Source organism: Streptomyces sp. NPDC086147 (assembly GCF_040702165.1).
Classification (GTDB): Bacteria; Actinomycetota; Actinomycetes; order Streptomycetales; family Streptomycetaceae; genus Streptomyces.
Genome location: NZ_JBFBJO010000020.1, coordinates 83,015 through 107,527, shown reverse-complemented (window position 1 = coordinate 107,527; position 24,513 = coordinate 83,015). Strand labels below are relative to the sequence as shown.

The window sequence follows — 24,513 nt, the reverse complement described above, 5'->3', positions numbered from 1 at the left end:
ATGCGCGGAGGACTCCGCACGGAACCGCCCGACACCTTGGCCGCCGCCCGCGAACGCTTCGCGCGCGACCTCGCCGCCCTGCCGGAGGAGGCCCGCCGCATCGAACACCCGGTGCCTCCCCGGCCGACGACCTCGGCCCGACTGGCCGCTCTGACCAGCACCGTCCGGCACCGGATCGAGACGCGGACGGGTGGCGCCGGAACGAGCACGGCACCCACCCCCACGCAGGGGGACCCGGCAAGGGAGTGACGAACATGGACAGTCAGCGCACCTCATACCCACCGGTGACGGTGACGGCCGAGCTCGACTCCCCCCTGTCCCGCTGGCTGTGGCTGGTCAAGTGGATCCTGGTGATCCCCCACTGGATCGTGCTGTTCTTCCTCTGGATCGTCTTCCTCCTCGTCACCGTGGTCGCGTTCTTCGTCGTCCTGTTCACCGAGCGCTTCCCGAGGCCCCTGTTCGACTTCAACCTCGGGGTGCTGCGCTGGTCCTGGCGGGTGTCCTACTACTCCTACGGCGCCCTCGCCACCGACCACTACCCGCCCTTCAGCCTGGGCCCGGAGCCCGACTACCCGGCACGCCTCGACATCGCCTACCCGGAGCGCCTCTCGCGCTCGCTGGTCCTGGTCAAGTGGTGGCTCCTCGCCATCCCCCATTACCTCGTGATCGCCTTCTTCACCGGCGGCGCGCACGTCGACTGGTGGAGCGGCGGCCTGATCACCCTGCTCGCGGTCATCGCCGGCTTCGCCCTCGCGTTCACCTCGCGCTATCCGCGCGACCTGTTCGACCTGGTCGTCGGGCTCAACCGCTGGGTCCTGCGCGTCGCCGCCTACGCGAGCCTGATGACCGACGCCTACCCGCCCTTCCGCCTCGACCAGGGAGGCGGGGAGAGGGAGGGCGGGTACCCGCGGTGACGCCGCCGGGTGACGGATCGTGGTGTTCCTCCGGGCCGGCGCATCTCCGGTGCACGAGCGCGGCAAGGTTCAACCGGTGGCGTTCAGTTCCGTTCCGATGCGATGGGCCCACGCCCGGATGCGCTCCGGATTGCGGAAGCCGCCGCCCTTGCCGTGCTGGATCATGGACCGGGCGACCGGATCGGTCGTCTCGGCCGTCACCGCGCCACCGAAGGTGATGTGCTCGCGGGCGCCGAGCCGCTCCATGCGTCGTGCGACGCCCTTAACCGGCGGGATGTGGTGCTCGTCCGCGGAACGATCGACCAGGCCGCTGCTGAAGAGCCACAATCGCCGATGCCCGAGTTGTTCCGCGTTACGCCGGGTACAACGCCGCGCCTTGCCGTTCCAGCGCCCGGCGTAGAGGGCTCCGCCGAGGACGACGGCGTCGTAGCCGCTGACATCGGTGACGGCGTCGGCAGGAAGGAGCACCGCGTCGAAGCCGTCGTCCCTGAGCGTTCGTCCGATCTCCTCCGCGATTCCGGCGGTCGTACCGGCTTTGCTGCCGTAGGCGACGCGAATCCGTGGACGACTCATGTCGTTCCTTCCGTGATCACAGAACCACGCCGTCCCCCACGGACGGTCTGTCCGGTCCTGGCGCTGCCGCCCCTCCGTGATTCCGCTTCTGTGCGTGGTCCGTGCGGCCGGCGCTCAGAGGTTTCCACCACGGTCGCCGAACCCGCGGGGGACGATCTCCACGGGGCAGTGGGCGTGGTGGACGAGGGCGTGGGCGACCCGTCCGAGGGCCGGTCCCGCTCCGAGCGGACGGCGGCTCCGGCCCATCACGACCAGGTTGCTCCGGGCACTCGCCTCGACGAGGACGCCGGGAGTGGACGTACCGGTCTCCACCTGTTCGTCGACCGTCAGGTCGGGATACCACTCGCACACATGATCGGCGAGGGTTCGCACCTCCCGCCCGAGCCGGCGGGTGGGTGGTCCGGGACCGTCGAGCATGGTCGCCATGACCCCGATGTGTGCGAGGACGTTCCACACCCTCACCATGTGCAGCGGCACCTTGCGCACGTTCGCCTCGGCCGCGGCAAGGAGCAGCCACTCCAGGTCGTCGGCGTCGCGGACGGCCGCGGTCACGCAGCCTGTCCCGGGGCGCTCCGGCTCTCCGCGTACGACGATCACGGGCACCTCGGCACGGGCTGCCACGGCCAGTCCCACAGAGCCCAGCATGAGGGCGGAGAAGCCTCCGGCACCACGGCTGCCGACCACGATCGTCTTCCGATCGCCGGCCGCGGCCCGGAGCCCGGCGACCGGCCCCTGGCGGTCGAGCTGCCTGGTGACGATGAGGTTCGGAAAGCGTTCCCCCACGGCGTTCGCGGTCTCGGCCAGCAGGTCACGGCCTGCTTCCCTCAGCGCCTGCATTGTCTCGGCGTCGCTCCAGTACGCGCGCCGGTCGGTGTCGGCGGCGTGGACGAGGTGCAGGGGGCGAGACCGCCGGTAAGCCTCCGCGGCGGCCCAGAGCGCGGCCGTCCGTGAGCAGGGGGATCCGTCGATCCCCACGACGAGATCGGTGAGTTCGGGTCGGACGGGGGCCTCACTGTTCATGGTTCCTCCTTGGGGAGCGCTTCGAGAACCCGCGCACACGTCCCTCGGTGACGCCCACCACGCTGGCATCACCACGCGGTCCGCCGCGATGGGCCGTCCGGCCCCGATCGGGACCTGTCCGGCCCTCCTTCCGGGGCGGGACGCGGAAAGAGCCCGGGGTTCTGAAGACTTCTGCGGAGGAGGCGGCGATGACAGCCGGGGTCATCGTGGGTCTGAACGGTTTGGAGGAAAGTTTCACCGCGGTCCGCCGGGCGGCACAGGAGAAACGGTGCCGCGTTAGGTACCGCTCCGGCTGGTACACGTCGAAGGGTGGCCGGACACACCGGCGGTCCCCCTCACGTGCTCAAGGTTCCTTGACGAGCGGACCGAAGTCCTTCTGCGGAACGAATCGGACCGTGTGCGAAGGGAGCACCCCGATCTGGAAGTGTTCGTCGAACGGAAGCGCGGCCAGGCAGCGGACGAACTGACGGCCGCGGCACATGAGGCGGCATACGTCTGACGCACCGTGTCGGCGGCGCGTCGGGCGCCGGTCCGGCCGTGGCGGCCGCCACGGCCGAATGGGAACCCACGTGGCTGGGGGCCGTGCCGGTGGACACGAGTGACTCTCTGGAGGCGGCGGTCGTCAAGGCGCTGTCGGCCTTCCGACCGGACGACGCCGGCATCCTCCGCTTCCACCGGGAGAGCCTGCCGCCATGGCCGGAGGCATCGGCTCGAAGGGACGCGAGGAGCCGTGGGTCCCATGAACACGGGAGTCTGCGGATGAAGATCTCCGAAGTGACGAGCCGCCCTGTGGTGTCTGTTTCGGAGGAGATGCAACTGAGCGAGGTCGTCCGCGTGATGGCCGAGCGCGGCGTCGGTTCCGTCCTGGTCACCGAGGAAGGAAACCTACGCGGCATCGTCACCGACCGTGACCTCTCGCTGGGCTTCCTCGCAGGGGGCGCGGACCCCGCCGTGGCGGTGGACTCGGTGATGACCCCGCCGGTGATCACCGTGAATGCCACCGACGACATCCACACGGCCTACCGCGTCTTCCGTGCGTCCGGAGTCCGGCGCCTGCCCGTGGTGGACGCTCGGCATCCTGGCCGTGGACGACCTGCGCATCGGCGTCTTCCAGCGGTTGGCCGACCTCTTGGGGCCGGTCGCCCGGAGCTTTCCCGAGGAACCGTCCGGCTCTCTCCCCACAATCACTCGCCCCTGCCGGGTCTGACAGCGGCTTCCCAGACGGGCTCCGCACCGCCTGCGGATGCCGGGATGGGCCGCTGTCGTCCGGCGTTTCCGTCGTGTCGACGGCGGTCGCCCCAGTGGAAGGGGCGAACCGAGACCGCTCCGGCACAACGATGGGCCGTTCGGCCCCGGAGTGTGACCATCAGGGCCCTTTCGAACGCCGCCCGCCTCGCGGAACTCTGGTGGAAGAGGGCTGGAGGAGACCGTGACCACCACGAGAACGCTTCTGAACGGACTTCCCTCGGAAGCACGCGCCGGGCTCCATCGACAGCTGCCACAACTCCACGTCGAAGTAGCGGGCGAACTCCTCCCAGCACACCCGCACCGGCCCGCACACCAGGTTCGGGCGTTCCGGCGACTGTCCTTCGGCGCGCCACCGGTTTCGCCGGCGCCACTTCAGGGCGAGGCCGCAGAGCATGGCCGCCTCCCCGACGCGCGGCCGCTGGACGACCGGGCCGCCCTGGAGCAGGTCCTGCCCGAACGCCCGCACGGAAGCCCCGAGCGCGACCGTTACGTGAACTACCCCGGCTCCGCGGCCGTACCCGAGCAGTCCGGCGTGGTGACGAACAGCCGATCGTGTGCGATAGCCGCAGACGTGGACGTCGAGTCGTCCGACGCCGAGGGAGTCCCCTGCGCCCACGGCGGTGTCGCCGGCGGCCACAGCCTCTACGTCAAAGGCCATCGCCTGTACTGCGCGTACGACTGGATCGGTGCCACCCTCCAGGTGGTGGACGCGGATCGGGAGATCTCGCCGGGCAAACATGTGCTCACAGCCGAGTTCGCGGCGAACGGACGCAGCACCGATCCCGCCATGCCCTGCGCCGTGGGCACTCTCACCCTCTACATGGACGACCAAGAGGTGGGTGGCAAGGACATCACCACCCAGCCCGGCTCCTTCTGCGCCGTCAGGGACGGGTTCTGCGTGGGGCGCGACGGCGCCTCGCCGGTCACCCCTGACCGCCAAGGACCGTTCTCGTTCACCGGCGGCATGATCGACAGAGTCGTCGTCGACGTCTCCGGTGAACGCCACGTCGGCCACGACGCCCCGGCGCGCGGCTGGCTCATGCTCGACTGACAGGACAACGCCAGCACACGCGAAACCGGACGGAAGGAGCCGGAACATGACGGAACCAACGCAAGGGGCAGGTGTCGTAAGCACTCCCGACGAGTCCGAGACCCCCGTGCTCGACACTCTGGTCCAGATGACGCTCGACGCGTTCGAGCGATCCGGCCTGGACCACGAGACGTATCTGCTGACCCGCATCGCGGCTCTGGTGGCCATGGGCGCGTCCCCCGCCTCGTACCTGCTCAACGTCGGCGCGGCCGAGGACATGGGCGTGTCCCTGGAAAAGCTCCGGGGCGCCCTCGTGGCCATTGCCCCCGTGGTCGGCAGCGCCCGCGTGGTGGCCGCCGCCGATGGCATCGGTGAAGCGTTCGGGCTGCGCCTGCTGCCCGGCGAAGGCGAGGAAGAAGGAGCGGTGACATGAATCTGGCTTACGACTACCCGGCCCTCGGAGCGTTCTGGACGGTCATGTGGGTCTTCCTGTGGGTCCTGTGGATCGTCCTGCTCTTCCGGGTCATCGGCGACATCTTCCGGGACGACACCCTCGGCGGGGGCGGCAAGGCCGGATGGCTCGTTTTCGTGGTCCTGGTCCCCTTCCTCGGCGTGTTCGTCTACGTCCTGGCCCGGGGCAAGGGCATGAGCAAGCGCGAGATACGGCAGACCCAAGCCCAGCAGCAGGCGTTCGACGACTACATCCGCGAGACCGCCGGCACGGGCACCGGTCCCGGGAGCGAGGCGGACCGACTCGCCAAGCTCTCCGGGATGCGCGCCAAGGGCGACATCACCGACACAGAGTTCCAGCGGGCCAAGGAGAAGATCCTCCACTGAGCTCGAGAGGCGGCGCCGCGTCGACTGCTCGCAGCAACCGGCGCGGCACCACGTAACGCCTCTTCAGGATCAGGCGGCCTCGGCCGGCAGCCGTCCGGCCCTGACCGCGTCGACGAGCGCCTGATGGTCCCGTTCGTTCTGGTCGGCGTACCGCTCCGCGAACGTCACCAGTGCCCGATCGAACGAGTCGCCGCCGCCCAGGTACGCGGCGATGGCGATGCGGTCGCCGGACCTGGCGTGGGCGCGGGCCAGTGTCGCACCGCACAGGGCGCCGAACGTGCGCATGCCCCGCGGCACCATGTCCTCGGCCACCGCCACCCACTTCCAGTCCCGCAGCTGCCGTACGTAGAAGTCCCGTCGGTGGCCGTCGATCCCCTCCACCCGCTCCCAGCCCAGGAAGATGTCGCTGGTGGCCTGCATCAGCCGCTGCCCGGAGACCACCCGCTCGCCCTGCGTCAGGTACGTACTGGTCCCCGCGTGGGGCGCCAGTACGGACTCGTCCGCCTCCTTGGCCTGGAGGAAGAGCGGGTCCCCGCCGTCCCGGCCCAGCAGGAGCACGATCCAGCACCGGGTGCCGACGCTGCCGACCCCCACGACCTTGCGTGCCATGTCGACCACCTGGTACTGCTCCAGCAGGAACCGCCGGTCGGACTGGAGAGTTCTTCCGTAACGCTCGATCAGCCGGGTGATCTGGTGCTCCAGCCGCCCGCGCGATTCGTCCGGCAGCAGGTCCTCCAGAGGAGTGATGAGCGGCGGATCGGGGGTGATCCGACGCCTGCCGTCGACGACGCGGGTGAGCTTGTCGAAGACCTGAACGGTGTCGTGCGAACGTGCCTTGGTGACGGCTTGCGCCCAGCGTTCACGACCGCGCGCGGACAGGCCCGCCCCGAACCGACCTCGTACCCATGCCTCGTCGAACTGGGCGTACCAGACGGCAAGGTTGCCGATGCCGGCGAAGGCCCGCATGCTCTCACGGTAGGAGCGCACGGTGGTCCGTACGATCCTGGCGCGCTCCTTGGCGCTGAAGCCGTTCGCCCGGCCGGCGATGACGAGGCTGGCTGCCAGGCGCTTGACGTCCCACTCCCAGGGGCCCGGCAGTGTCTCGTCGAAGTCGTTGATGTCGAACATGAGCCGGCGCTCGGGCGAGGCCAGCAACCGGAAGTTCAGCATGTGGGCGTCTCCGCACAGCTGGGTCCGGAGGCCTGTCTTCGGTGTGTTCGCGAGGTCCGACGCCATGATGGCGGCGGCCCCGCGGTAGAACCGGAACGGCGACTCGGACATCCTTCCGTAGCGGATCGGCACGAGCTCGGGCAGCCGCGTCGCCGACTGCCGCTCGATGATCTCCAACGGATCCGGCCGCTTGGGGCCCGGCGAGAACTCGGCGTGGCTGGAGCGGGGTACGGCGGCCCGCGCCGCCTTACCCAGCGCGGCCCGCTCCCGTGCGGTGTAGTGCCGCAACTCGCGGCCGTTCAGGTGGTTCTCGGTCATGGCAGCGGCTCCAGGGATGGACACGTGGCTCAGCAGGGCACTCGGGACGGGCGGGATCAGCGGACGGTGGTACCGGCCTGGGGCGAAGCCGTGGGTGCGGAGCCGCGGTCGTCCAGGAATTCGCGGATCGCGAAGCCCACCAGGACGATCACCGCGGTCCACACCACGACCGCCGTCGTCGGGTAGCTCCAGGTGAACAGCACGACCGCGGCGACCACCAGGATCGTGACACCGATCCAGCGCTTGAAACGATGGACGAACCGCCCGGCCGCACCGAGACGAAGCCCCGCCGACGTCGTCATGTCGCGCAGGGTACCGATGCTTCTGCGGCAGCCGGTGCGCGTGAGGACGGCGATCTGGGACGGGCCCGCGAGGAAGGCACCGGCGGCGGTGAAGAGGGCGACCGCGGCAAGTGCCCGCACGCCGACCCGCAGGGACTTCACCAGCGCGTCGTACACGGTTTCCGCCGCGGTCGGGGAGGCCTCGGGGGGCAGATGGTCGAGATACACGTCGCGGGCGACGGTGAGGCCGATGCCGAGAACCAGCATGGCGACGAACACGGCCAGCGCGGCTCCGATGAGCGCGTGCCAACGGTTGAACGCCACGTACACCCCGGCGGCCGCGACCAGCAGCGCGATGACGGGCAGCCAACCGCCGAGGATCTCCAGCACCCTCACATAGGTCTTGATCTTGCCGATGTCCTCCGAGGCGAACACCACGAAGTCCGTGTGGACGGCCGGAATCTTCGCGGCAGGCGCGAAACCGGCTTCGACCAGCTGGTTCTTCACCTGGGCGACGATCGGACCGAGGTCGATGACGACCTGGTTGTTCTGCAGCTCGACCGCACTGTCGGACTGCCCCGTCAGCGCCTCGTCCAACGCCGTGTGCGCTCTGCGGTTGGCGTCCACCCAGACCGCCTCGAAGGCGCTGCTGGTGACCACCTGCTCCACCGTGCTGTGCACCAGTTGCTTGAGGCCGTTCGCGATCGGGGTGTCCAGGTCGCCCAGCAGCTTGGACACCCGTGGCGGGGCACCCTTCTCTGCGGCGGCATCCGTCAGCTGCTTGACCAGTGCGTCCACGTCGACCTGCGCCAGCACCACGTCGGTGACCCGGTTGGTGACCGCCTGCTGCACGTCGGGATCGCTCGCCAGCGGTCCGACGGTGTCGACGTAGCGGTCCGTGTCCTCCACGATGCTGTTGGCCCACACCGCCACGACAGACAGCAGTGACAGCAGCGCGGCGAGAAGAATCAGCAGGGCCGAACTGAGCGAGCGAAACGGATGATGCCGTGGGGGACGTGCCGGCCCGGCGCCCTCCAAGGCGTCCATCCGCTGCCGCAGATCGGCCAGCTCGCTGCGCTCCCGGGCCGAGAGCTGCTCGTCGCCGCTGTCGCTCATGGTCACCAATAGATCCATATGGTGCACAGCACGCGACCTGGGCCAATCCAGCCGGGTGAACAACATACCGAGATGCGACGACTGCGATCCGATGATGCAGTTGACGTACATACGGGGTTACGGGGGGGCATTGGTGATCGCCTCCACGACATCCCCCCGGCCACCCGACCAATGGGTGGAGTTCCTGGGAGACGCTCGATTAGTTCAGCGCATTACCTGCAGGGAATCCGAGCCCCGCAGATCCGTCCGCAACTCCTGTGAGCGCTGCGCACGCATGCCAGCGGTACAGCTCTGCAGTGTCCGCATCCCGGGCCGCCATGGGCCTGCATGTGCCATCCACGAGCAGGACGCTTGTCGGATCGCCGCCGAAAGCACCCCGGAGCGCCACCTCGACCTCGATTCCGCGAGGCGGGTCGGTCGGCAGGATCGCGGCTGGGTCCTGTCTGGCTGATTGATCTTGTGGTGGGTCGCGCTGAGCCGACGGATGCGGCGTGGGGTCGGACAGCGCCGTTGTTGCCGGGTGTTGACGGTCATGGGCGGCCGTGACGGGATCACCGGCAGGTGATCAACGGGGTGTCGTGGTGGTGGCGGACCGGTTCTCCGCGGCGTGGTCTGCCGGAACGCTACGGACCGTGGCAGACGGCCTACGAACGGTTCGTCCGCTGGGAAGCGGACGGAACCTGGGCCCGTCTGCTCGAACAGGTCCAGGTCCGCCACGACTCCGTCGGAGCCGTGGAGCGGACGGTGTCGGTCGACTCCACGATCAGTCGGGCCCACCAGCGCGCCGTCGGCGCCCGCAAAAAGAGGGGTGGGGGGCGAACTGGACGATCCGGCAAATCCGTCGGCCGGTCAGGCACTCGGTCGGTCCCGTGGCGGGCTGACCACAAAGATCCACCTCGCCTGCGACGGCCAGGGTCTACCGCTGGTCGTCGTCACGGCCGGCAACGTCAACGACTCGACCGTCTTCGACACCGTCATGACCGAGCCGAGGGTGCCCGGACCGGCGTCGGGTGTCTCCGCCGCAGGCCCGACACGGTGATCGCGGACAGGGCGTACTCGTCCCGGGCGATCCGCCAGGTCCTGCGCAGGAGAGGCATCCAGGCAGTGATCCCGGAGCGGGCGGACCAGAAGGCCAACCGCCTACGGCGAGGGAAGACCGGCGGCAGACCGCCGAGCTTCAACGGGGAGCCCCACGAGGCCCGCAACGTGGTCGAACGTTGTTCCAACGGGCTCAAGAAGTTCCGCGCCATCGCCAGCCGCTTCGACGAACTCGCCGCCCGCTACAAGGCCGGAGTCCACCTTGCCTCACTCTTCCTCCGGCTCCGCGAATCCATCCAAGATCCTTTGTCAGACACCCCCTGCGCCGCAGGGGGCTCGGCAGCCTGCGGAGGACGATCCCACCATCTCCTCCCTGTTCTCTGCTCACCCGTGGCACCAGGCGCCGGCTACGGCATGGTCGGCCGGAACACCGGGTGCTGGCGTCCGCTCCGGTCGGGCGTGTTCTGGCCGTGGTCGGCGGTCTGCGGCCGTCCCACTCACCGCGCGTCGCCCTGGGCTGACCGGTTGCCCTGATGCGCCTGCAGGGTCTCCCCCGCCCGCGGGAGGCTCTGCGAACGGTTCGGGGAGGGGCCCACCAGAGCCGTGTGAGTGGCCATGTGCGGGCGGCTACGACTGCGGCGATCGGGGCTGGGCCGACGGGATCCGATGGGTGAAGAACAGGGCGATGAGCGCGGCCAGGGCCAGGATGGCGAGTGCCGCGCGCAGGCCATCGAGCCTGGCCTCGGCATTTGCATCCAGCGCCGCCCGGGACAGTTCGGGGTTCACACCCGCTTCGTCAAGAGCGTTCTCGAGCTGGACGTCGGACAGGAACGGTGCGCCACTCTGGAGCTGGATGGTCGCCTGACTCGTGACGCTGTCGGGGACCGCCGGGTTCGCCTCGATGGTGGTCAGGAAAGAGGTCGTGAGTGCGGCGATCATGATCGATCCGGCAAGTGCCGTACCGATTGAGGCACCGAGGTTGGTGAGGGCGTTCTGCACGCCGCCGACTTCCGTGCTCTGCGCCTGCGGCACCGCGGAGACGGTGACCGATCCGAGCTGGGAGGCAAGCGCCCCCATGCCGAGTCCGATCAGCAGCAGCGGGACGGTGACGACCTCTGCGCCGACGCCCAAGTCGAGCGCGGCCATCAGGACCACCGCTCCCGCCAGCAGCGCGAGGATCCCCAGTCGTACCACCCGCCGCGGTGAGACGTCGGGGAGGAAGCGGGGGATCAGGACGGCTGCCGCCAGCAGGCTCACCGAGAGCGGCAGGAGGCGGGCACCGGTCTCCAGTGCCGACAGGCCCAAGGAGACGGACAAGTAGAGCGGGACGACGAAGAACACACCCATCTGCACGAGATACTGGAAGAAGAACATCGTCAGTCCGCCGGTGAGCTGCTTGTTATGCAGCATGCCGGGATCGACCAGGGGGTCCCCGCCGCGGGCGGCGACCTTGGCTTCCCAGCGCAGGAAGATCCACAACAGCGCCATGCCCGCCAGCATCAGCCACGTCGTCAGCGACACCCCCAGCCATGCGGGCGCGTCGGGCTTGGGCTGGAACCAGCCCCATTCGTCGGACCGCAGCACCCCGTAGACGAAGACCCCGAGCCCCAGCGCGGAGAGGACCGCGCCCACGAAGTCGATGCTCCGGCGTTCGCCGGGCGGGGCGTCCGCGATGCGGCGCGCGAGCACGAGGATGCCGAGCACCATCAGGACCTCTCCGGCGAAGACCCACCGCCAGGAGAAATACGTCGTCGCGATGCCGCCGACGAGGGGCCCGACCGCGATCGCGACCGCCCCCGCCGCAACGACCAGTCCGTAAGCGGCGGGACGGCGTTCGACGGCGAAGTTGCCAGCGACGAGCGCGACGATCGCGGGCAGGATGAGCGACGCCCCGATTCCCTCCAGCAACGCCCAGCCCAGCAGCAGCACGCCCAGGTTCGGCGCGAGCGCGGTGGTGAGAGAGCCAGCACCGTAGACGCAGCAGCCGATCATGAACGCGCGCTTACGTCCGATCAACGCCCCGACCTTGCCGCCCGGGATCATGAGCATCGCCATCACGAGGGTGTAGGCGGTGATCGCCCCCTGGATGCCCGTCACGGTCGTGCCGACATCCTCGGCCACCGTGGCGATGGAAACGTTCATGACGGAGCTGTCGAGCGCCATCAGGAACTGACCGGCCGCGAGTGTCACCAGGACGACTCGCGACTTCGCCGACGCCGCACTTTCGGCCGTGCCTGCCCGGGATGCCATGGACGCATGCTCCCAGCCGCCCACCGGCCCGGAGGACCGACCCGCCGCGCCGTCAGCCAGACAGGGGGGCCGGGACGGCCGCCCACACGCCCAGACCGTCGGCCTGACTCCGCCAGTCGTACGCGCAGAGGGGACCGCACCTGCGCATCTGCCAAGGAACCTGCTCCACGATGCCCCGGAGGTTCTATCGTCAATTGTCACGCCCACATCAGGAGTGACGCGAGAGCGATCGTGGATTCACAGGATGGGGGCCTGCGTGATGTTGTGATCATGCGCTGCCCCTGAGCAAGTCGCCGATCCAGATCACGGAGGCTCGGAGGTGGAGGTCGGCGAGGTAGATTTCGGGTGACTTGTCGCAGCGGGTGGCGATGCCTCACCAGGCCCCCAGCTTGCCGATCAGGCGTTCGATGGTGCTCCGTTCCTTGTGGAGGCCGACGTCGTGGCTGACGAACCGGCCGCCTCATGAGACCTTCTTCCTACGGTTCGCGGCCTGGTCCTTCTTCTCCGGAATGACTGCTTTGATGGTGCGTTTTCGCAGGCAGCGACGATTGCCGCGCGATGAGCAGGGCTTGTCCCGACGACTGCGCCGGGTCTGGTGCGGGGACGGCCGACCGGCAGACGGACCCGCACCTTCTCGGGTACGGGGATGAACTGCCCGCGCAGGGGTCGGTCGATCCAGGAGAGATCGTCGAGGAAGTGATCACACGTGTCCCTGGGCCGAACCCCTCGGACCTTTCGGTGGAGGTGGAGGACGGGCGCGTGCCCCTCAGCGGCGCGGCCCCGCGTGCCGGTGCTCCTGCGGCGCTGCAACAGCGTCGACGGCCTCGTGGGAGTCGTGGACCGGCTCCGGCACGAGAACGGCGCCGCCGGGGGGAGTGATGATCATGGACAGCCCCCCACACCCACACCCGCCGGTAGCGGTGACAGCCGGGTTCGACTCCCAGTCCCGTCGACCGCGGCCGGTCAAGAGGAAGACGCTCACCCGCGGTGACGGCGTCGCCGGGCGCGCCGCAGTTCGTCCGTGCCCCAGACGAGGAGGGGGAAGACGGCGACGAGCGGGACGACGTCCGGGGGAAGGGCCGCCGTGCCGAAGAGGTGCTGGAGCGGGGGCGCGTAGACGAGGGCGGCGGTGAACGCGAGCTCGAACGCGATGCCCGCGAGGAGCAGCGGGTTGGAGAGGAGCCCGATGTCGCGCAGTGCGGCGTGGTCGGTGCGGGCGGCGAAGGCGGTGCCGATCTGGCAGGTGACGATGCCGGCGAAGGTGGCGGTGGTGGCCGTCACGTACGCGTGGTGCAGCGGGTCCCCGGGCCCCGTGGGGTCGCCCGGCTGCCAGCCCGCGCGCCAGAGGACGTAGAAGTAGCCGGCCATGACGAGGACCGCCGACGTCAGGCCCAGGTAGCCCCAGCTGCGGACGAGCATGTCGCGGGAGATGACGCCTTGGCGGCGCGGCCTGGGCGGGCGTTGCATGATGCCGGGTTCGGAGCGTTCCCGGCCCAGGGCCAGGGCGGGCAGCGTCTCGGTGCCGAGGTCGATGGCGAGGATCTGCAGGACGGTGAGCGGCAGCGGGACGGTGCCGGCGGAGAGCGCGAAGACGAGGAAGGGGACGATCTCCGGGGTGGCGTGGGCGAAGATGTAGACGATGAACTTGCGGACGTTGTCGTAGACGCGGCGTCCCGACTCGATCGCGGCCACGATGGTGGCGAAGTCGTCGTCCGTGAGCACCATGGCGGCGGCCTCGCGGGCCACGTCGGTGCCGGAGCGCCCCATCGCCACCCCGATGTGGGCGCGGTGCAGCGCGGGGGCGTCGTTGACCCCGTCACCGGTCATGGCGACGATCCGGCCGTGGGCGCGCAGGGCGTCGGCCACCTTGAGCTTGGTCTCGGGCGAGGAGCGGGCGAAGACGACTTCGGCGTCGGTGTCGGCCAGGAGCCGGTCCAGTTCGTCGTCGTCGAGGGATTCGGAGGCAGCGACCACCTTCAGCTCCGGTGTTCCGATGCCGGCCTCGCGGGCGACGGCCGCCGCCGTGGCCCCGTTGTCGCCCGTCACGACGTGCACCCTCACCCCGGCCTCGTGGCAGCGGCGGACGGCCGCGGCCACCTCGGGACGCGGTGGGTCGTAGAGGGCGACGAGACCGAGCAGGGTCAGCCCCGACTCGGCGTCCTGGCGGTGCGGGGGCGGCTCCGCGCCGGGCGGCAGGTCCCGTACGGCGACGGCGAGGAGGCGCATGCCCCGCCCGGCGAGCTCCTGCGCGGCCGACCGGACGGCGTCCGTGCCGGGGCCCGGGAGGAGTCGGTCGAAGACCGCTTCCGGGGCTCCTTTGACCACGATCCGCCCGGCGCCCGTCGTCTGGTCGGTCTGGACGACGGACATCAGTCGCAGCCGGGGGTCGAACCGGAACAGGGCACGCCGTCCGGCATCGCGCCGTCCGGGGTCCACCGGAACCCCGTGTTCGGCGGCGCCGACGACGAGCGCCGTCTCGGTGGGGTCGCCGTGCAGTTCGCCGTCGGTTTCGCGGGTGACGATCGTGCACAGGGCGGCCGTCCGTGCCAACTCCTCCGTCCAGGGACCCTGGTCCTCTCCGTGCGCGGGCGTCCAGAGTGCCCGCAGGGTCATCCGGTTGCGGGTCAGCGTGCCGGTCTTGTCCGTGCAGATGACGCTCGTGGAACCGAGCGTCTCGACCGCGCTCAGCCGTTTGACCAGGGCCCCCCGGCGGGCCAGGGCGCGTACGCCGACCGCGAGGGCCAGGGTGATGGTCGGGAGGAGTCCCTCGGGGACGTTGGCGACGAGGAGGCCGATGGCGAACATGAGGGAGTCGGTCACCGGAAGGCCGACCGCGACCCCGACGACGAGGAAGACGATCCCCATGCCGGTGGCCACGCCGGCGATGAGCCAGGCGACCTTCTTGACCTGCTGTTCCAGCGGGCTCGCCTCGCGCCGGGTCCGTTGGCTGAGCGCGGCGATGCGGCCGAGTTCGGTGCGGTCACCGGTGGCGAACACGATCGCCCTGGCCTGGCCCTCGACGCACGTCGTCCCGCTGAAGACCAGGTTCGGCTCCTCGATGAGCGGGACGCCGAGGAGTCCCTCCGCGGCCATCCGTTCGGCCGGGACGGACTCCCCCGTGAGCATCGAGAGGTCGACCTCCACCCCTCCCTCGGTGACGCGCGCGTCGGCCGGGACCTTGTCGCCCTCCTCCAGGACGATCACGTCGCCCGGCACCAGGTCGCGGACCTCCACGGTGAGCGGCCGGCCGTCCCTGACGGCGAGGGCGTGCTCGGGGAGGTAGCGGGCCAGGGTCTCCACCGCGCGCTCGGCCTGGCGTTCCTGGAGGAGGGCGAAGGGCGCGTTGACGGCGATGACCGCGAGGATCGCCCAGCCGAGGACCCCGAGGTCGGCGACGAAGGCGAGGGCGGCGGCGGCCCACAGCAACAGGGCCAGGGGGTGGACGAGTTGCCCGGTCAGCTCCCGTACGAAGGAGGAGTGCGTCTTGCGCCGCACCTCGTTCGGTCCGTGGACGACGAGGCGGCGGGCGGCCTCGCGGGTGGAGAGGCCGTCCGGGCCGGTGGCCAGTTCGCGGCGCAGCCGGGGCAGCGGCTCGCTGGGGTCGAAGGACAGGGAAGGCCCGGGAGCGTCGGTCCGTTCCGGGGCGACGGGGCTCCCGAGGCGGTCAGTCATGGTCCGTCCCCGCCCCGCTGCCCCGGTGGTCCCTGCCGGACCACACGGGTTCCACCCGCTCCCACTCCCGCTCCCAGGCGGCGTACCGGCGTCCTTCGGCCGTGCGCCGTACGAGGACGAGCGTGCCGGCGCCCGCCAGCCCGGCGACGCCCGCGGCCGTGACGCCGCCGGAGAAGGCGGCCAGTGCGCGGTCCGCGGTGTCGCCGGGCGGCCGGACGGGGAACCCCGCGTCGTCCACCCAGACGCTCACGTCCTGCCCCCGGGGCGTCCGGGGCGGGACGTGGACGGTCCCGGAGTGACGGACGTGCGCGGGCTGTTCCCAGGTCGCCGGCGCGAGGGAGTAGGGCTTCGTGCCGTACCGGGTGGTGGCGGGCGGGTCCTCGGCCGGGCCGGTCGTGGTCGCCGTCACCCGGTGCCGGTGGGCGGCGAGGTCACGATCGGTCGCGGCGCCGACCTGCCACAGCTTTCCCGTGACCACGGCGCCGCAGATCAGGGCGATCATCAGGACGAGGATCGGGAAGGCCCGCCGGTGGGATCCGCTCGCCGGTGGAACGGCTCTGCTCTCAGGCGGTTCGCGGTGGGTCATGCCGCACCTCGCTCGGGGAGGGTTCTTACGGCGCGCTCGTGGTCGTTCAGTGCTCGGCGCCGAGTTCCGTTCCGATGTGGTGGGCCCAGGCCCGGATGCGTTCCGGGTTGCGGAAGTCGCCGCCCTTGCCCTGGCGGACCAGGGACCGGCTGATGAAACCGGGCGTCTCGGCTGTCATGGCGCCGCCGAAGGTGACGTGTTCGCGTGCGCCGAGCTTCTTCATGCGGCGGGCGACACCGGGGACGGGCGGGATGTCGTGCTGCTCCGCGGAGCTGTCGACGGGGCCGCTGCTGAAGAGCCAGAGCGGCCTGTGACGGAGCTGCTCGGCGTTGCGCCTGGCGCACCGCCGCGCCTTGGCGTTCCAGTGTCCGGCGTAGAGCGCCCCGCCGAGGACGACGCCGTCGTAGCCGCTGACCTCGGTGACGGCGTCGGCCGACAGGACGACCGCGTCGATGCCGTCGGCGCGGAGGGTCCTGCCGATCTCGTCGGCGATCCCCTCGGTCGCGCCGTGCTTGCTGCCGTGGGCGACCAGGACTCGCTTGGTGGTCATGACGCTCCTCCTTCGGGCACGCCGTCGGCCCGCTTCACCGGAACGGTCCGTCCGGTCCTCGGCTCCTCGTCGGGCATCGGGATCCTGACGGTGAGGATGCCGTCCGTGTACGAGGCTTCGACGCCGTCGGCCGGGACCGGCGACGGGAGGCGGACGGTGCGGCGGAACGATCCGTAGCGGAACTCCGAGTGCTCCTTGTCGTCCTCGCTCTCACTGTGCTCCGCGGTCACCGTGACGAGGTTGTCGTCGACGGTGACGCCGATGTCGTCGGGGTCCATCCCGGGCAGTTCTGCGCGGAGCACGTACGCGCCGTCGTCGCGGGTCACCTCCACCGGGATGGAGTGGGCCGCCGTGGCGGGGCGCCATCCGGGCAGTCCCGGGAATCCCCTGTTGAACCAGTCGTCGAAGTCGGGGAAGAGGCTGTGCCTGCGTTCCGCCTTGCCTCCGGTCATCGTGTCCTCCCGGTTCTCGGTTCCGGTGGGCCCGCCGTGCCCTGTGGGCGGTGACGGGTCCGGGTCTCCCGTAATCCACTCTTCCGCTCCGGCTCCGGAACGGTGCAGTGCCGACGGGACCGCCCTCATGGGCCGACCGGTCCGCATCCGGGAAGGGCCGACCGGCCCATGCGGAGCAGCGCCCTCCCGGCGCCTCCGAGCCGGCGGAGAGCCCTCGCTCACGTGTCCGGCCCGTTCTCGACGGAACCGCCGCTCTGCTCCCCCTCCGCCCGCGCCACATGCCGTTTGACCGCCGCGAAGCTGTCCGGGGCCACGGAGATCGAGTCGAGGCCTGCCTCCACCAGGGTCGCAGTGAACGCCGGGTCGTCGCTGGGGCGCTGGCCGCACAGGCCGACGGGTCGGCCGGCCGCGTGGGCGCGGGAGGCGAGGAGCCGGATGCTGCGCACCACGGCCGGGTCGCTCTCGTCGAAGACGTGGGCGAGGGCCTCGGAGTCGCGGTCGACGCCGAGGGTGAGCTGGGTAAGGTCGTTGCTGCCGATGGAGAAGCCGTCGAAGCGTTCCGCGAACTCCTCGGCGAGGACGACGTTGGCCGGTATCTCGGCCATGACGTACACCCGCAGGCCGTTCTCGCCCCGTACGAGTCCCTCCTCGGCCATCACCGCGAGCACCCGGTCGGCCTCGTCGAGGGTGCGGCAGAAGGGGATCATGACGACGACGTTGGTCAGGCCCATCGTGTCGCGGACCCGGCGCAGGGCCCGGCATTCGAGGGCGAACCCCTCGTGGTAGCCCTCGCTGTAGTAACGGCTCGCACCGCGCCAGCCGATCATGGGGTTGGCCTCGTCCGGTTCGAAGGGTCGGCCGCCGAGGAGCTTGGCGTACTCGTTCGTCTTGAAGTCGCTGGTGCGCACGACGACGGGGGCGGGCCAGCGGGAGGCGGCGATGCGGGCGATGCCGTGGGCGAGCCGGTCGACGAAGTACTCGCCGCGGTCGAGGTGGCCCTCGGTGAGCCGCTCGATGACGTACCGGTCCTCGGGGTCGAGCCGCTCCGGGTGGAGCAGTGCCATGGGGTGGGCCTTGACCTGGTGGGCGACGACGAACTCCAGGCGGGCGAGGCCCACGCCGTCCGCAGGCAGCCGCCACCAGCGGAACGCGGCCGAGGGGTCGGCCAGGTTCAGCATGACGCGGGTGTGGGTGGCCGGCAGGTCCGCGAGGTCGGTCAGGGTCTCCTCGTAGGGGAGCAGTCCTTCGTAGACGCGTCCGCTCGCGCCCTCGGCGCAGGAGACCGTCACGGGGCGGCCGTCGCGCAGGATCCGGGTGCCGTCGCCGGTGCCGACGACGGCGGGGACGCCCAGTTCGCGGCTGACGATGGCGGCGTGGGAGGTGCGGCCGCCGTGGTCGGTGACGATGGCGGCGGCCCGCTTCATGACGGGTTCCCAGTCCGGGTCGGTGACGCCGGTGACGAGGACGCCGCCCCGTGGGAAGCGGTCGAGGTCGACGGGGGCGTCGAGCGCGACGACCGGCCCCTGGCCGATCGCCTCGCCGACGGCGATGCCCTCGACGAGCGGTTCGCCCGGGGTGACGGTGAGCCCTCGGCGGGTCAGGGTGGTGGCGCGCCGGCGCGACTGGACCGTCTCGGGACGGGCCTGGACGATCCAGAGCTCGCCGGTGAGGCCGTCCTTGGCCCATTCGACGTCCATGGGGCAGCCGTAGTGCTCCTCGATGCGGGCGGCCCAGCGGGCGAGTGCGCGGACCTCGGTGTCGTCGAGCACCCGCCGGTCCCTTTCGTCGGCGGGGGTGTCGACGGTGCGGGTGAGTCCGGCCTCCGCGTACACCGTCTTCAGCCGCTTGCTCCCGGTCCTCACGTCGATCACCGGGTCGAGCGCCGGGTCCTTCGTACTCGGCTTGAAGACGGTGTACTCGTCGGGGTCGACCCGGCCGCTGACGACCGTCTCACCCAGGCCCCAGGCGGCGCTCACCACGATGACGTCGGGGAATCCGCTCTCCGGGTCCAGTGTGAAGACGACCCCGGCGCCGGCGAGGTCGGAGCGGACCATGATCTGGACGCCGACGGAGAGGGCGACGGCCAGGTGGTCGAAGCCCATCCGTTCGCGGTAGTCGATCGCCCGGTCGGTGAACAGGGAGGCGTAGCAACGCGCGCACGCCTCCAGGAGCGCGTCGGGACCGCGGACGTTCAGGTACGTCTCCTGCTGTCCGGCGAAGCTCGCCTCGGGCAGGTCCTCCGCCGTCGCGCTGCTGCGCACGGCCACCTCGGGCACGTCACGGCCGGTGTCCTCGGCCAGTTGCTCGTACGCGGCGAGCACGGCGTCCCGCACCGGGGCGGGCAGCGGTCGCGCGAGGAAGAGCGAGCGGACGGCCGCGCCGACCTCGTCGAGCCGGGCCCCTTCGTGGAGACGGTCGATCTGCCACTCCACCAGGTCGCGCAGACCGTCGGTGTCGAGCAGCTCCCCGTACGCCTCCGCCGTGGTGGCGAACCCGGGCGGGACGCGGACGCCCGCGTCGGCGAGCCGGTTGGTCAGCTCGCCCAGCGAGGCGTTCTTGCCTCCCACCCGGCCGACGTCCCGTCGGCCCAGCTCCGTGAACGGTACGACGTGTCGCACGGATCCCATGGCGTCGTCCTTCCTGGCTGTCGAGGTCCCCCTTCGGCGGTCGGTCAGTACGGCAACGGTCGGCCGGACGGCGTGCGCAGGTCCGGGGGCGCCGGTTCGTGGGGCCGCTGGGGCCGGGGACGGATTCGTATGCGCTGCATCGTCCTCGCCTCCGGAAGGACGGAGACGGCTCGCGGGGGCGTCCTTTCCGGAAGGACGGGGTGGCTCTCGCGGAGCGTCCTCTCGTTCCACCGTCCCCCGGTGGATCCGGCGCGCCGAGTGCCGGGCGGGCAATCAGACGGGGGCCGGTCGGCCCGTGCGGAGGGAGGACCGTTCGGCCTGTGCCGAGTCGTCGCTCGTGTCCCCTCGCCCGGTGAGGGGAACGGTGATCACGGGGCATTCGGCGTGGTGGAGCAGACCGTGGACCGTCGAGCCGACCCGCATGCCCGTGTAGCCGCCGCTCCCCCTGCGGCCGACGACCAGGGCGAGGGCCGACCGGGCCGCCAGGGCGAGTCGTTCGACCGGGTGCCCGCTCACGACCTCCTCGGTGACCTCCACGCCGGGGTGTCGTTCGCGCGGGCCCGCCACCGACGCGGCGAGCAGCCGCCGACATGCGGCGAGGTCTCGCGCTTCGGTCTCGTGCGTGGGAGCGGGGCGGGGCCGGACCCAGATCGTCCGCAGCCGGGCTCCGCGCAGGCTCGCCTCCTCGGCCGCGAAGGCGACGGCCGCCCGGCTGGACGCGCTGCCGTCCACGCCGACGACGAGGGTCGGGGGGTGGACCAGGGTGTGCTCGGGGGCGCGGACCACGACAACGGGGCAGTCGGCGCACGCCGTGAGCGGCAGCGCCACCGAGCCCTCGCTGAAGATCTCGGCGGCTCTTCCCAGGTGGCGCGAGCCCACGACGGCGAGCGCGGCCCGTGCCGCCCGCTCGTGCAGGACGGCGGCCGGCGGCCCGTCTGCCAGTTCCGTCGCGGACGAGAGGCCCGGGTGCAGTTCCCGTACGAGGTCCTCGGCGTTGGCGAGCGCCGACTCCGCGCGGGTGCGCAGGGCGCCGCGGTGGTGGAACGCGTCGTACGCGAGCCGTTCGTGGACCGGCGGCACGGCGGTGACCATGTGCAGCCGCAGCCCTCTGCGCGCGGCTTCGTCGGCGGCCCAGAGCAGGGCCGGGACCGACAGCTCCTGGGGGTCGACACCGACCAGTACGGTGTTCACGGCTCGTCGCGGGTCGTGAAGGCGGGCGGGACGATCTCCACGGGGCAGTGGGCGTGGTGGATCAGGGCGTGCGCGACGCGGCCCAGTGCCGGCCCGAGGACCGGGGTACGGCCCCGTCCCATGACGAGCAGGTCGGTGCGGTCGCTCGCCGCGACCAGGGTGCCAGGGGTGCTGGTGCTCGTCTCCACGTGGTGGCCGACGACGAGGTCCGGGTAGACCTCGCGGACGCGGTCGGCGAGGTCCTTCACCTCGTGCACGCGTTGCCTGGCGATCACGTCGAGGTCGTCGAGCATGGTCGTGACGGTGCCGACGTGGGCGAACACGTTCCAGACGCTCACGAGCCGCAGGGCGGCCTTGCGGGCGTCGGCCTCGGCGGCGGCGAGCAGAAGCCAGTCCAGGTCGGCGGCGCCGTGTACGGCTGCGGTCACGGAGCCGGTCCCGGGACGCTCGGTGTCCCCCCGCACGACGACCACGGGCACGTCGACGCCGGCCGCCACGCCCAGGCCGACGGAACCGAGCATGAGGGTGGCGAAGCCGCCGAGACCCCTGTTGCCCACCACGATGGTTCCGTGTCGTCCGGTCGTCGCCCTGAGGGCGGCCACCGGTTCCTGGCGGCTGAGTTCCCTGGTGACGTCGAGGTCAGGGAAGCGGTCGTGGACGGCCCGGGTGCTTTCGACGAGCAGTTCCCGGCCCGCTTCCCTTACCTCTTGGAGCGTCTCGGCGTCGGTGTAGAGGGCGCGCCGGTCGGTGTCGGCGGCATGGACGAGGCGCAAGGGGCGGCCCCGGCGGTCGGCTTCGGTGGCCGCCCAGAGCACGGCCGTACGGGCCGAGGGGGATCCGTCGACCCCGACGACGAGGTTGCCGAGCTCCGGCCGGGCGGGGATCTCGCTGCTCATGGTTCCTCCTCGGCGGTGTGCCCCCGGGGGGTGGTGTTCTCCACGCTCGCACTGGGGCGCGCCCGTCCGGGATGGGCCGTTCGGCCCCGATCGAGACCTGCCCGGCCCCTCTCTGGCGGGAAGGACGGGGTCCAGGCTGGAGTCCTGGAAGCCGTTTCCGGCAGGAGGAGGTGCGTCATGACGGCGCAGGTGACCGTCGGTCTGGACGGATCCGAGCAGAGTCTCGCCGCCGCGCGCTGGGCGGCGGAGGAGGCCGTGCTGCGGGAGGTGCCGCTCCGGCTGGTGCACGTCGAGGAGTGGCCGGCCGCACCGGAGATACCGGCCTCGCACCTCCGTGCCGCCGCCGAGCGGATCGAGGGGCTGCTGCGGGAGGCGGCGGAGCGCGCGCGGAAGGACCACCCGGGTCTGGAGGTGCACGGCGAACAGGTGCAGGGCCGGGCGGCTGAGAAGTTGACAGCCGCCGCGAACGAGGCGGACCTCATGGTCCTGGGCTCCCGGGGCCTCGGCGGACTCACCGGCTTCCTCGTCGGTTCGGTGTCCCTCGCCGTGGTCGGCGCGGCGTCGAGGCCGGTCGTGCTCGTGCGGGCGGAACGGGCCGAGGGAGACCGGGAACCGTCCGACGGGATCGTGGTGGGCGTCGACGTCCACCACCCGTGCGAACCGCTGCTCGCCTTCTCGTTCGCGGAGGCCGCCCGCAGGGGGCTGCCGCTCCGGTTCCTGCACAGCTGGACGCTGCCTCCCGCGTACGGCTACGCGGCGGCGGTGGACCCGAGTGCGGGCGTGGAGCTGGGCGACCGGCTCGCGGCCGAACTCGACGGCCTGCTGGAACCGTGGCGGAGGCGGTACGCGGACGTGGAGGTCTCGTCCGGGGCGGTCGTGGGCTCCCCCGCCCACCAGATGGCGGAGGCGGCGAGGGAGGCGGACCTCGTGGTCGTGGGCCGTCGCGGCCGGAAGGTCCCGCTCGGTTCCCACGTCGGTCACGTCGCCCACGCGGTCATCCACCACAGCCCGGCACCGGTCGCCGTCGTCCCCCTGTCGTGACGCGGGTGCGGAGCCGCCGTCCCCGGTGCGGGGACGGCGGCTCCGCGACGGCTCAGTCCGTGGTGCCGGGTGCGCCCGGCACCACGACGCGCCGTCCGGTCACCCGGCGCGGCGACAGCGTCACGACGGTCTCCCGCCCTCCCCCGGCCCAGGGCCCGAAGCGCGCGGCCGCCGCCTGCCGCACGACCTCGTCACCGTCCGGCGACGTACGCGCCGGGCCGACGACGAGCACGCTCCACCCCTGGCTGAAGGCCTCGTCCAGCCGGTCCTGCTCGAAGGCGATCTCCGTGCCGCTCGCCGAGGCCCGCACGAGGGCCGAGTCGGCCGCGGTCACGAACACGATCTCCCGGCCCACGACCCGGTAGTTCACCGGGAAGAGCGCCGGTCCGTCCTGGCCTTCGAGCGCGACGCGGCCGACGCCGTGGTTGTCGAGCAGCCCCCAGCACTCCGCCTCGTCGATCTCCTCCATTCGCGGTCGGCGCCCGGCGGCGGCCCCGCCCTGCGGCAGGTCGGCCGTGTAACCGGCGAGGTCCTGGACGGTCGTCTCCAGGGCGCTCGCCAGCCGGACCAGGAACTCGGCCCCGGGGGCAGGCACCCTCTCCTCCACATAGGCGATGTAGCCGGGCGTGGAGCCGGCCCGTTCGGCGACCTCCTCCCGGGACAGGCCGAGCCGGGCACGCCTGGCCGCGACGCGGCGGCCGAGGTCGCTCGTGGCGTACGGGTTTCCGGTACCTGGCATCACAGGTCTTCTCCTTCGGGCTTCGGGGCTCGTGAGGGCACGACGGCGACCGGGCACGAGGCGTGGTGGAGGGCGCGGTGGGCGACCCTGCCGAGTTCGAGGCCCACGAGCGCCTCACGGCGTCGTGCCCCGACGACCAGCAGGTCGGCGGCGGCGGAGCGCCTCGTGAGCACTTTGTGGGCGGGGCCTTCGACCACGCTCCTCCGGAGCCGCACCCCGGGGTGTTCACGCACCACCGGTTCGAGGGCCTTCTGGATCAGTTCGGCCGCCTGCCGCTCGCCGTATCCTCCCGGGTCGCCGGTCAGGAGCGGATGGCCGCCCGGTTCGTGGACCGGTCGCCGCCAGGTGTGGACGATGTCGAGTTCCGCGTCCCGTACGGCCGCCTCGCGGAAGGCGAACCGAACGGCCGGGGAGTCCACGTCGTGCTCGCCCAGGCCGAGCAGTACGCGACCGTGACGTGCCTCCCGTGCCTGTCGGTCTCCCCGGACCACGACCACCGGGCCGGGGGACCGGGCGGCCACGACGAGACCGACGGACCCGAGGAGGAGGTCGGCGAACGCCCCGCGCCCCCGGCAGCCGACGACGACCGCCGCGGCCGTCGTCCCCTCCCGGAGAAGCACGGTCGCGGCGTCCTCGGCGAGGACCTCCGTCGTGACCTCCACCTCCGGTGCGCGCCGCCGGGCGCGCTCGGCCGCGACGGCGACGACGTCCTCCGCGAGGAGTTCCTCCGCGGGCCGCTTCGTGCTCCAGGCCACCGCCACCCCCTCGTACCACTCCCACAGCGAGGCGTGGACGACGCGCAGGGGGAGTCCGTGGCGTACGGCTTCGTCGACGGCCCAGTCCAGAGCGGTGAGGCTGGGGTCCGATCCGTCGACTCCTACCACCAGGGGCGATTCCATCGTGCCCACCGCCTTTCCGGGTCGCGAGGTGGCCTGCTGCCACGCTCGCACCGGGCGGAGGGGGC

General features: G+C 71.5%; 21 protein-coding genes and 3 pseudogenes. 8 read left to right on the top strand and 16 right to left on the bottom strand.

Going from position 1 to position 24,513, the window contains the following annotated elements; all coding sequences use genetic code 11:
• A pseudogene (locus AB0398_RS29140) lies at positions 1-249 on the top strand (nicotinate phosphoribosyltransferase); the annotation flags it as partial.
• 5 nt (positions 250-254) lie between these two features.
• A complete protein-coding gene (locus tag AB0398_RS29135; protein ID WP_366378622.1) occupies positions 255-914 on the top strand; it encodes a DUF4389 domain-containing protein in 660 nt (219 codons plus the stop codon).
• A gap of 69 nt (positions 915-983) precedes the next feature.
• Here the strand turns inward: AB0398_RS29135 and AB0398_RS29130 are convergent, their stop codons facing one another.
• Both AB0398_RS29130 and AB0398_RS29125 read right to left on the bottom strand, forming a co-directional pair.
• Complete coding sequence (locus tag AB0398_RS29130) at positions 984-1,487, bottom strand: flavodoxin domain-containing protein (RefSeq protein ID WP_366378621.1); 504 nt, start codon at positions 1,485-1,487, stop codon at positions 984-986.
• Positions 1,488-1,601: 114 nt separating this feature from the next.
• On the bottom strand, positions 1,602-2,507 hold the full coding sequence (locus tag AB0398_RS29125; protein WP_366378620.1) for a universal stress protein: 906 nt from the start codon (positions 2,505-2,507) through the stop codon (positions 1,602-1,604).
• A 759-nt stretch (positions 2,508-3,266) separates the two neighbouring features.
• On the opposite strand from AB0398_RS29125, the pseudogene AB0398_RS29120 reads away from it, so the two are divergent.
• A pseudogene (locus AB0398_RS29120) lies at positions 3,267-3,524 on the top strand (CBS domain-containing protein); the annotation flags it as partial.
• Between the two features lie 349 nt (positions 3,525-3,873).
• Here AB0398_RS29120 and AB0398_RS29115 read toward each other — a convergent pair.
• The gene (locus tag AB0398_RS29115) at positions 3,874-4,413 is read right to left on the bottom strand and encodes a pyridoxal-dependent decarboxylase (RefSeq protein ID WP_366378619.1); all 540 of its coding nucleotides are present in this window, start codon (positions 4,411-4,413) and stop codon (positions 3,874-3,876) included.
• Between AB0398_RS29115 and AB0398_RS29110 the strand changes: the two genes are divergently transcribed.
• The 3 genes from AB0398_RS29110 to AB0398_RS29100 are packed head-to-tail and all read left to right on the top strand — an operon-like array spanning position 4,327 to position 5,622.
• Positions 4,327-4,806: a hypothetical protein gene (locus tag AB0398_RS29110; RefSeq protein WP_366378627.1), complete on the top strand. Its 480-nt coding sequence runs from the start codon at positions 4,327-4,329 to the stop codon at positions 4,804-4,806. The genes AB0398_RS29115 and AB0398_RS29110 overlap by 87 nt on opposite strands.
• A 46-nt stretch (positions 4,807-4,852) precedes the next feature.
• The gene (locus AB0398_RS29105) at positions 4,853-5,218 is read left to right on the top strand and encodes a carboxymuconolactone decarboxylase family protein (RefSeq protein WP_366378618.1); all 366 of its coding nucleotides are present in this window, start codon (positions 4,853-4,855) and stop codon (positions 5,216-5,218) included.
• Entirely contained in the window at positions 5,215-5,622 is a 408-nt protein-coding gene (locus AB0398_RS29100) for an SHOCT domain-containing protein (protein WP_366378617.1), read from the top strand. Before AB0398_RS29105 ends, AB0398_RS29100 begins: the two co-directional genes overlap by 4 nt.
• Before the next feature lie 69 nt (positions 5,623-5,691).
• Here AB0398_RS29100 and AB0398_RS29095 read toward each other — a convergent pair whose 3' ends face one another.
• Both AB0398_RS29095 and AB0398_RS29090 read right to left on the bottom strand, forming a co-directional pair.
• On the bottom strand, positions 5,692-7,110 hold the full coding sequence (locus AB0398_RS29095) for a DUF2252 domain-containing protein (RefSeq protein ID WP_366378616.1): 1,419 nt from the start codon (positions 7,108-7,110) through the stop codon (positions 5,692-5,694).
• A gap of 56 nt (positions 7,111-7,166) precedes the next feature.
• Entirely contained in the window at positions 7,167-8,507 is a 1,341-nt protein-coding gene (locus AB0398_RS29090) for a hypothetical protein (protein WP_366378626.1), read from the bottom strand.
• A 561-nt stretch (positions 8,508-9,068) separates the two neighbouring features.
• On the opposite strand from AB0398_RS29090, the gene AB0398_RS29085 reads away from it, so the two are divergent.
• Complete coding sequence (locus tag AB0398_RS29085) at positions 9,069-10,079, top strand: IS5 family transposase (protein ID WP_366378615.1); 1,011 nt, start codon at positions 9,069-9,071, stop codon at positions 10,077-10,079.
• 93 nt (positions 10,080-10,172) lie between these two features.
• Here the strand turns inward: AB0398_RS29085 and AB0398_RS29080 are convergent, their stop codons facing one another.
• The 9 genes and pseudogenes from AB0398_RS29080 to AB0398_RS29040 form a co-directional block, all read right to left on the bottom strand.
• Positions 10,173-11,795, bottom strand: a complete 1,623-nt coding sequence (locus AB0398_RS29080) for an MFS transporter (RefSeq protein ID WP_366378614.1) — start codon at positions 11,793-11,795, stop codon at positions 10,173-10,175.
• A 268-nt stretch (positions 11,796-12,063) separates the two neighbouring features.
• Positions 12,064-12,449, bottom strand: a pseudogene (locus AB0398_RS29075) (IS5/IS1182 family transposase); the annotation flags it as partial.
• A gap of 324 nt (positions 12,450-12,773) precedes the next feature.
• Positions 12,774-15,467 carry a cation-transporting P-type ATPase gene (locus AB0398_RS29070; RefSeq protein WP_366378613.1) on the bottom strand — a complete coding sequence of 898 codons (2,694 nt, stop codon included), beginning with the start codon at positions 15,465-15,467 and terminating at the stop codon, positions 12,774-12,776.
• Positions 15,460-16,053, bottom strand: a complete 594-nt coding sequence (locus tag AB0398_RS29065; protein ID WP_366378612.1) for a hypothetical protein — start codon at positions 16,051-16,053, stop codon at positions 15,460-15,462. The genes AB0398_RS29070 and AB0398_RS29065 overlap by 8 nt, the downstream gene beginning before the upstream one ends.
• A 46-nt stretch (positions 16,054-16,099) precedes the next feature.
• Positions 16,100-16,603: a flavodoxin domain-containing protein gene (locus AB0398_RS29060; RefSeq protein ID WP_366378611.1), complete on the bottom strand. Its 504-nt coding sequence runs from the start codon at positions 16,601-16,603 to the stop codon at positions 16,100-16,102.
• Positions 16,600-17,055, bottom strand: coding sequence for an Hsp20/alpha crystallin family protein (locus AB0398_RS29055; protein WP_366378610.1), 456 nt, complete (start codon positions 17,053-17,055; stop codon positions 16,600-16,602). The genes AB0398_RS29060 and AB0398_RS29055 overlap by 4 nt, the downstream gene beginning before the upstream one ends.
• A 218-nt stretch (positions 17,056-17,273) precedes the next feature.
• Positions 17,274-19,682, bottom strand: a complete 2,409-nt coding sequence (gene ppsA / locus AB0398_RS29050; RefSeq protein WP_366378609.1) for a phosphoenolpyruvate synthase — start codon at positions 19,680-19,682, stop codon at positions 17,274-17,276.
• Between the two features lie 273 nt (positions 19,683-19,955).
• Entirely contained in the window at positions 19,956-20,873 is a 918-nt protein-coding gene (locus AB0398_RS29045; RefSeq protein ID WP_366378608.1) for a universal stress protein, read from the bottom strand.
• Positions 20,870-21,769, bottom strand: coding sequence for a universal stress protein (locus AB0398_RS29040; RefSeq protein ID WP_366378607.1), 900 nt, complete (start codon positions 21,767-21,769; stop codon positions 20,870-20,872). The genes AB0398_RS29045 and AB0398_RS29040 overlap by 4 nt, the downstream gene beginning before the upstream one ends.
• A 177-nt stretch (positions 21,770-21,946) precedes the next feature.
• Here AB0398_RS29040 and AB0398_RS29035 point away from each other — a divergent pair, with 177 nt between their 5' ends.
• Entirely contained in the window at positions 21,947-22,810 is an 864-nt protein-coding gene (locus AB0398_RS29035; RefSeq protein ID WP_366378606.1) for a universal stress protein, read from the top strand.
• A 52-nt stretch (positions 22,811-22,862) separates the two neighbouring features.
• Here AB0398_RS29035 and AB0398_RS29030 read toward each other — a convergent pair whose 3' ends face one another.
• Both AB0398_RS29030 and AB0398_RS29025 read right to left on the bottom strand, forming a co-directional pair.
• Complete coding sequence (locus tag AB0398_RS29030; protein WP_366378605.1) at positions 22,863-23,549, bottom strand: pyridoxamine 5'-phosphate oxidase family protein; 687 nt, start codon at positions 23,547-23,549, stop codon at positions 22,863-22,865.
• Positions 23,549-24,448, bottom strand: a complete 900-nt coding sequence (locus AB0398_RS29025; protein WP_366378604.1) for a universal stress protein — start codon at positions 24,446-24,448, stop codon at positions 23,549-23,551. The genes AB0398_RS29030 and AB0398_RS29025 overlap by 1 nt, the downstream gene beginning before the upstream one ends.
• Between the last annotated feature and the right edge of the window lie 65 nt (positions 24,449-24,513).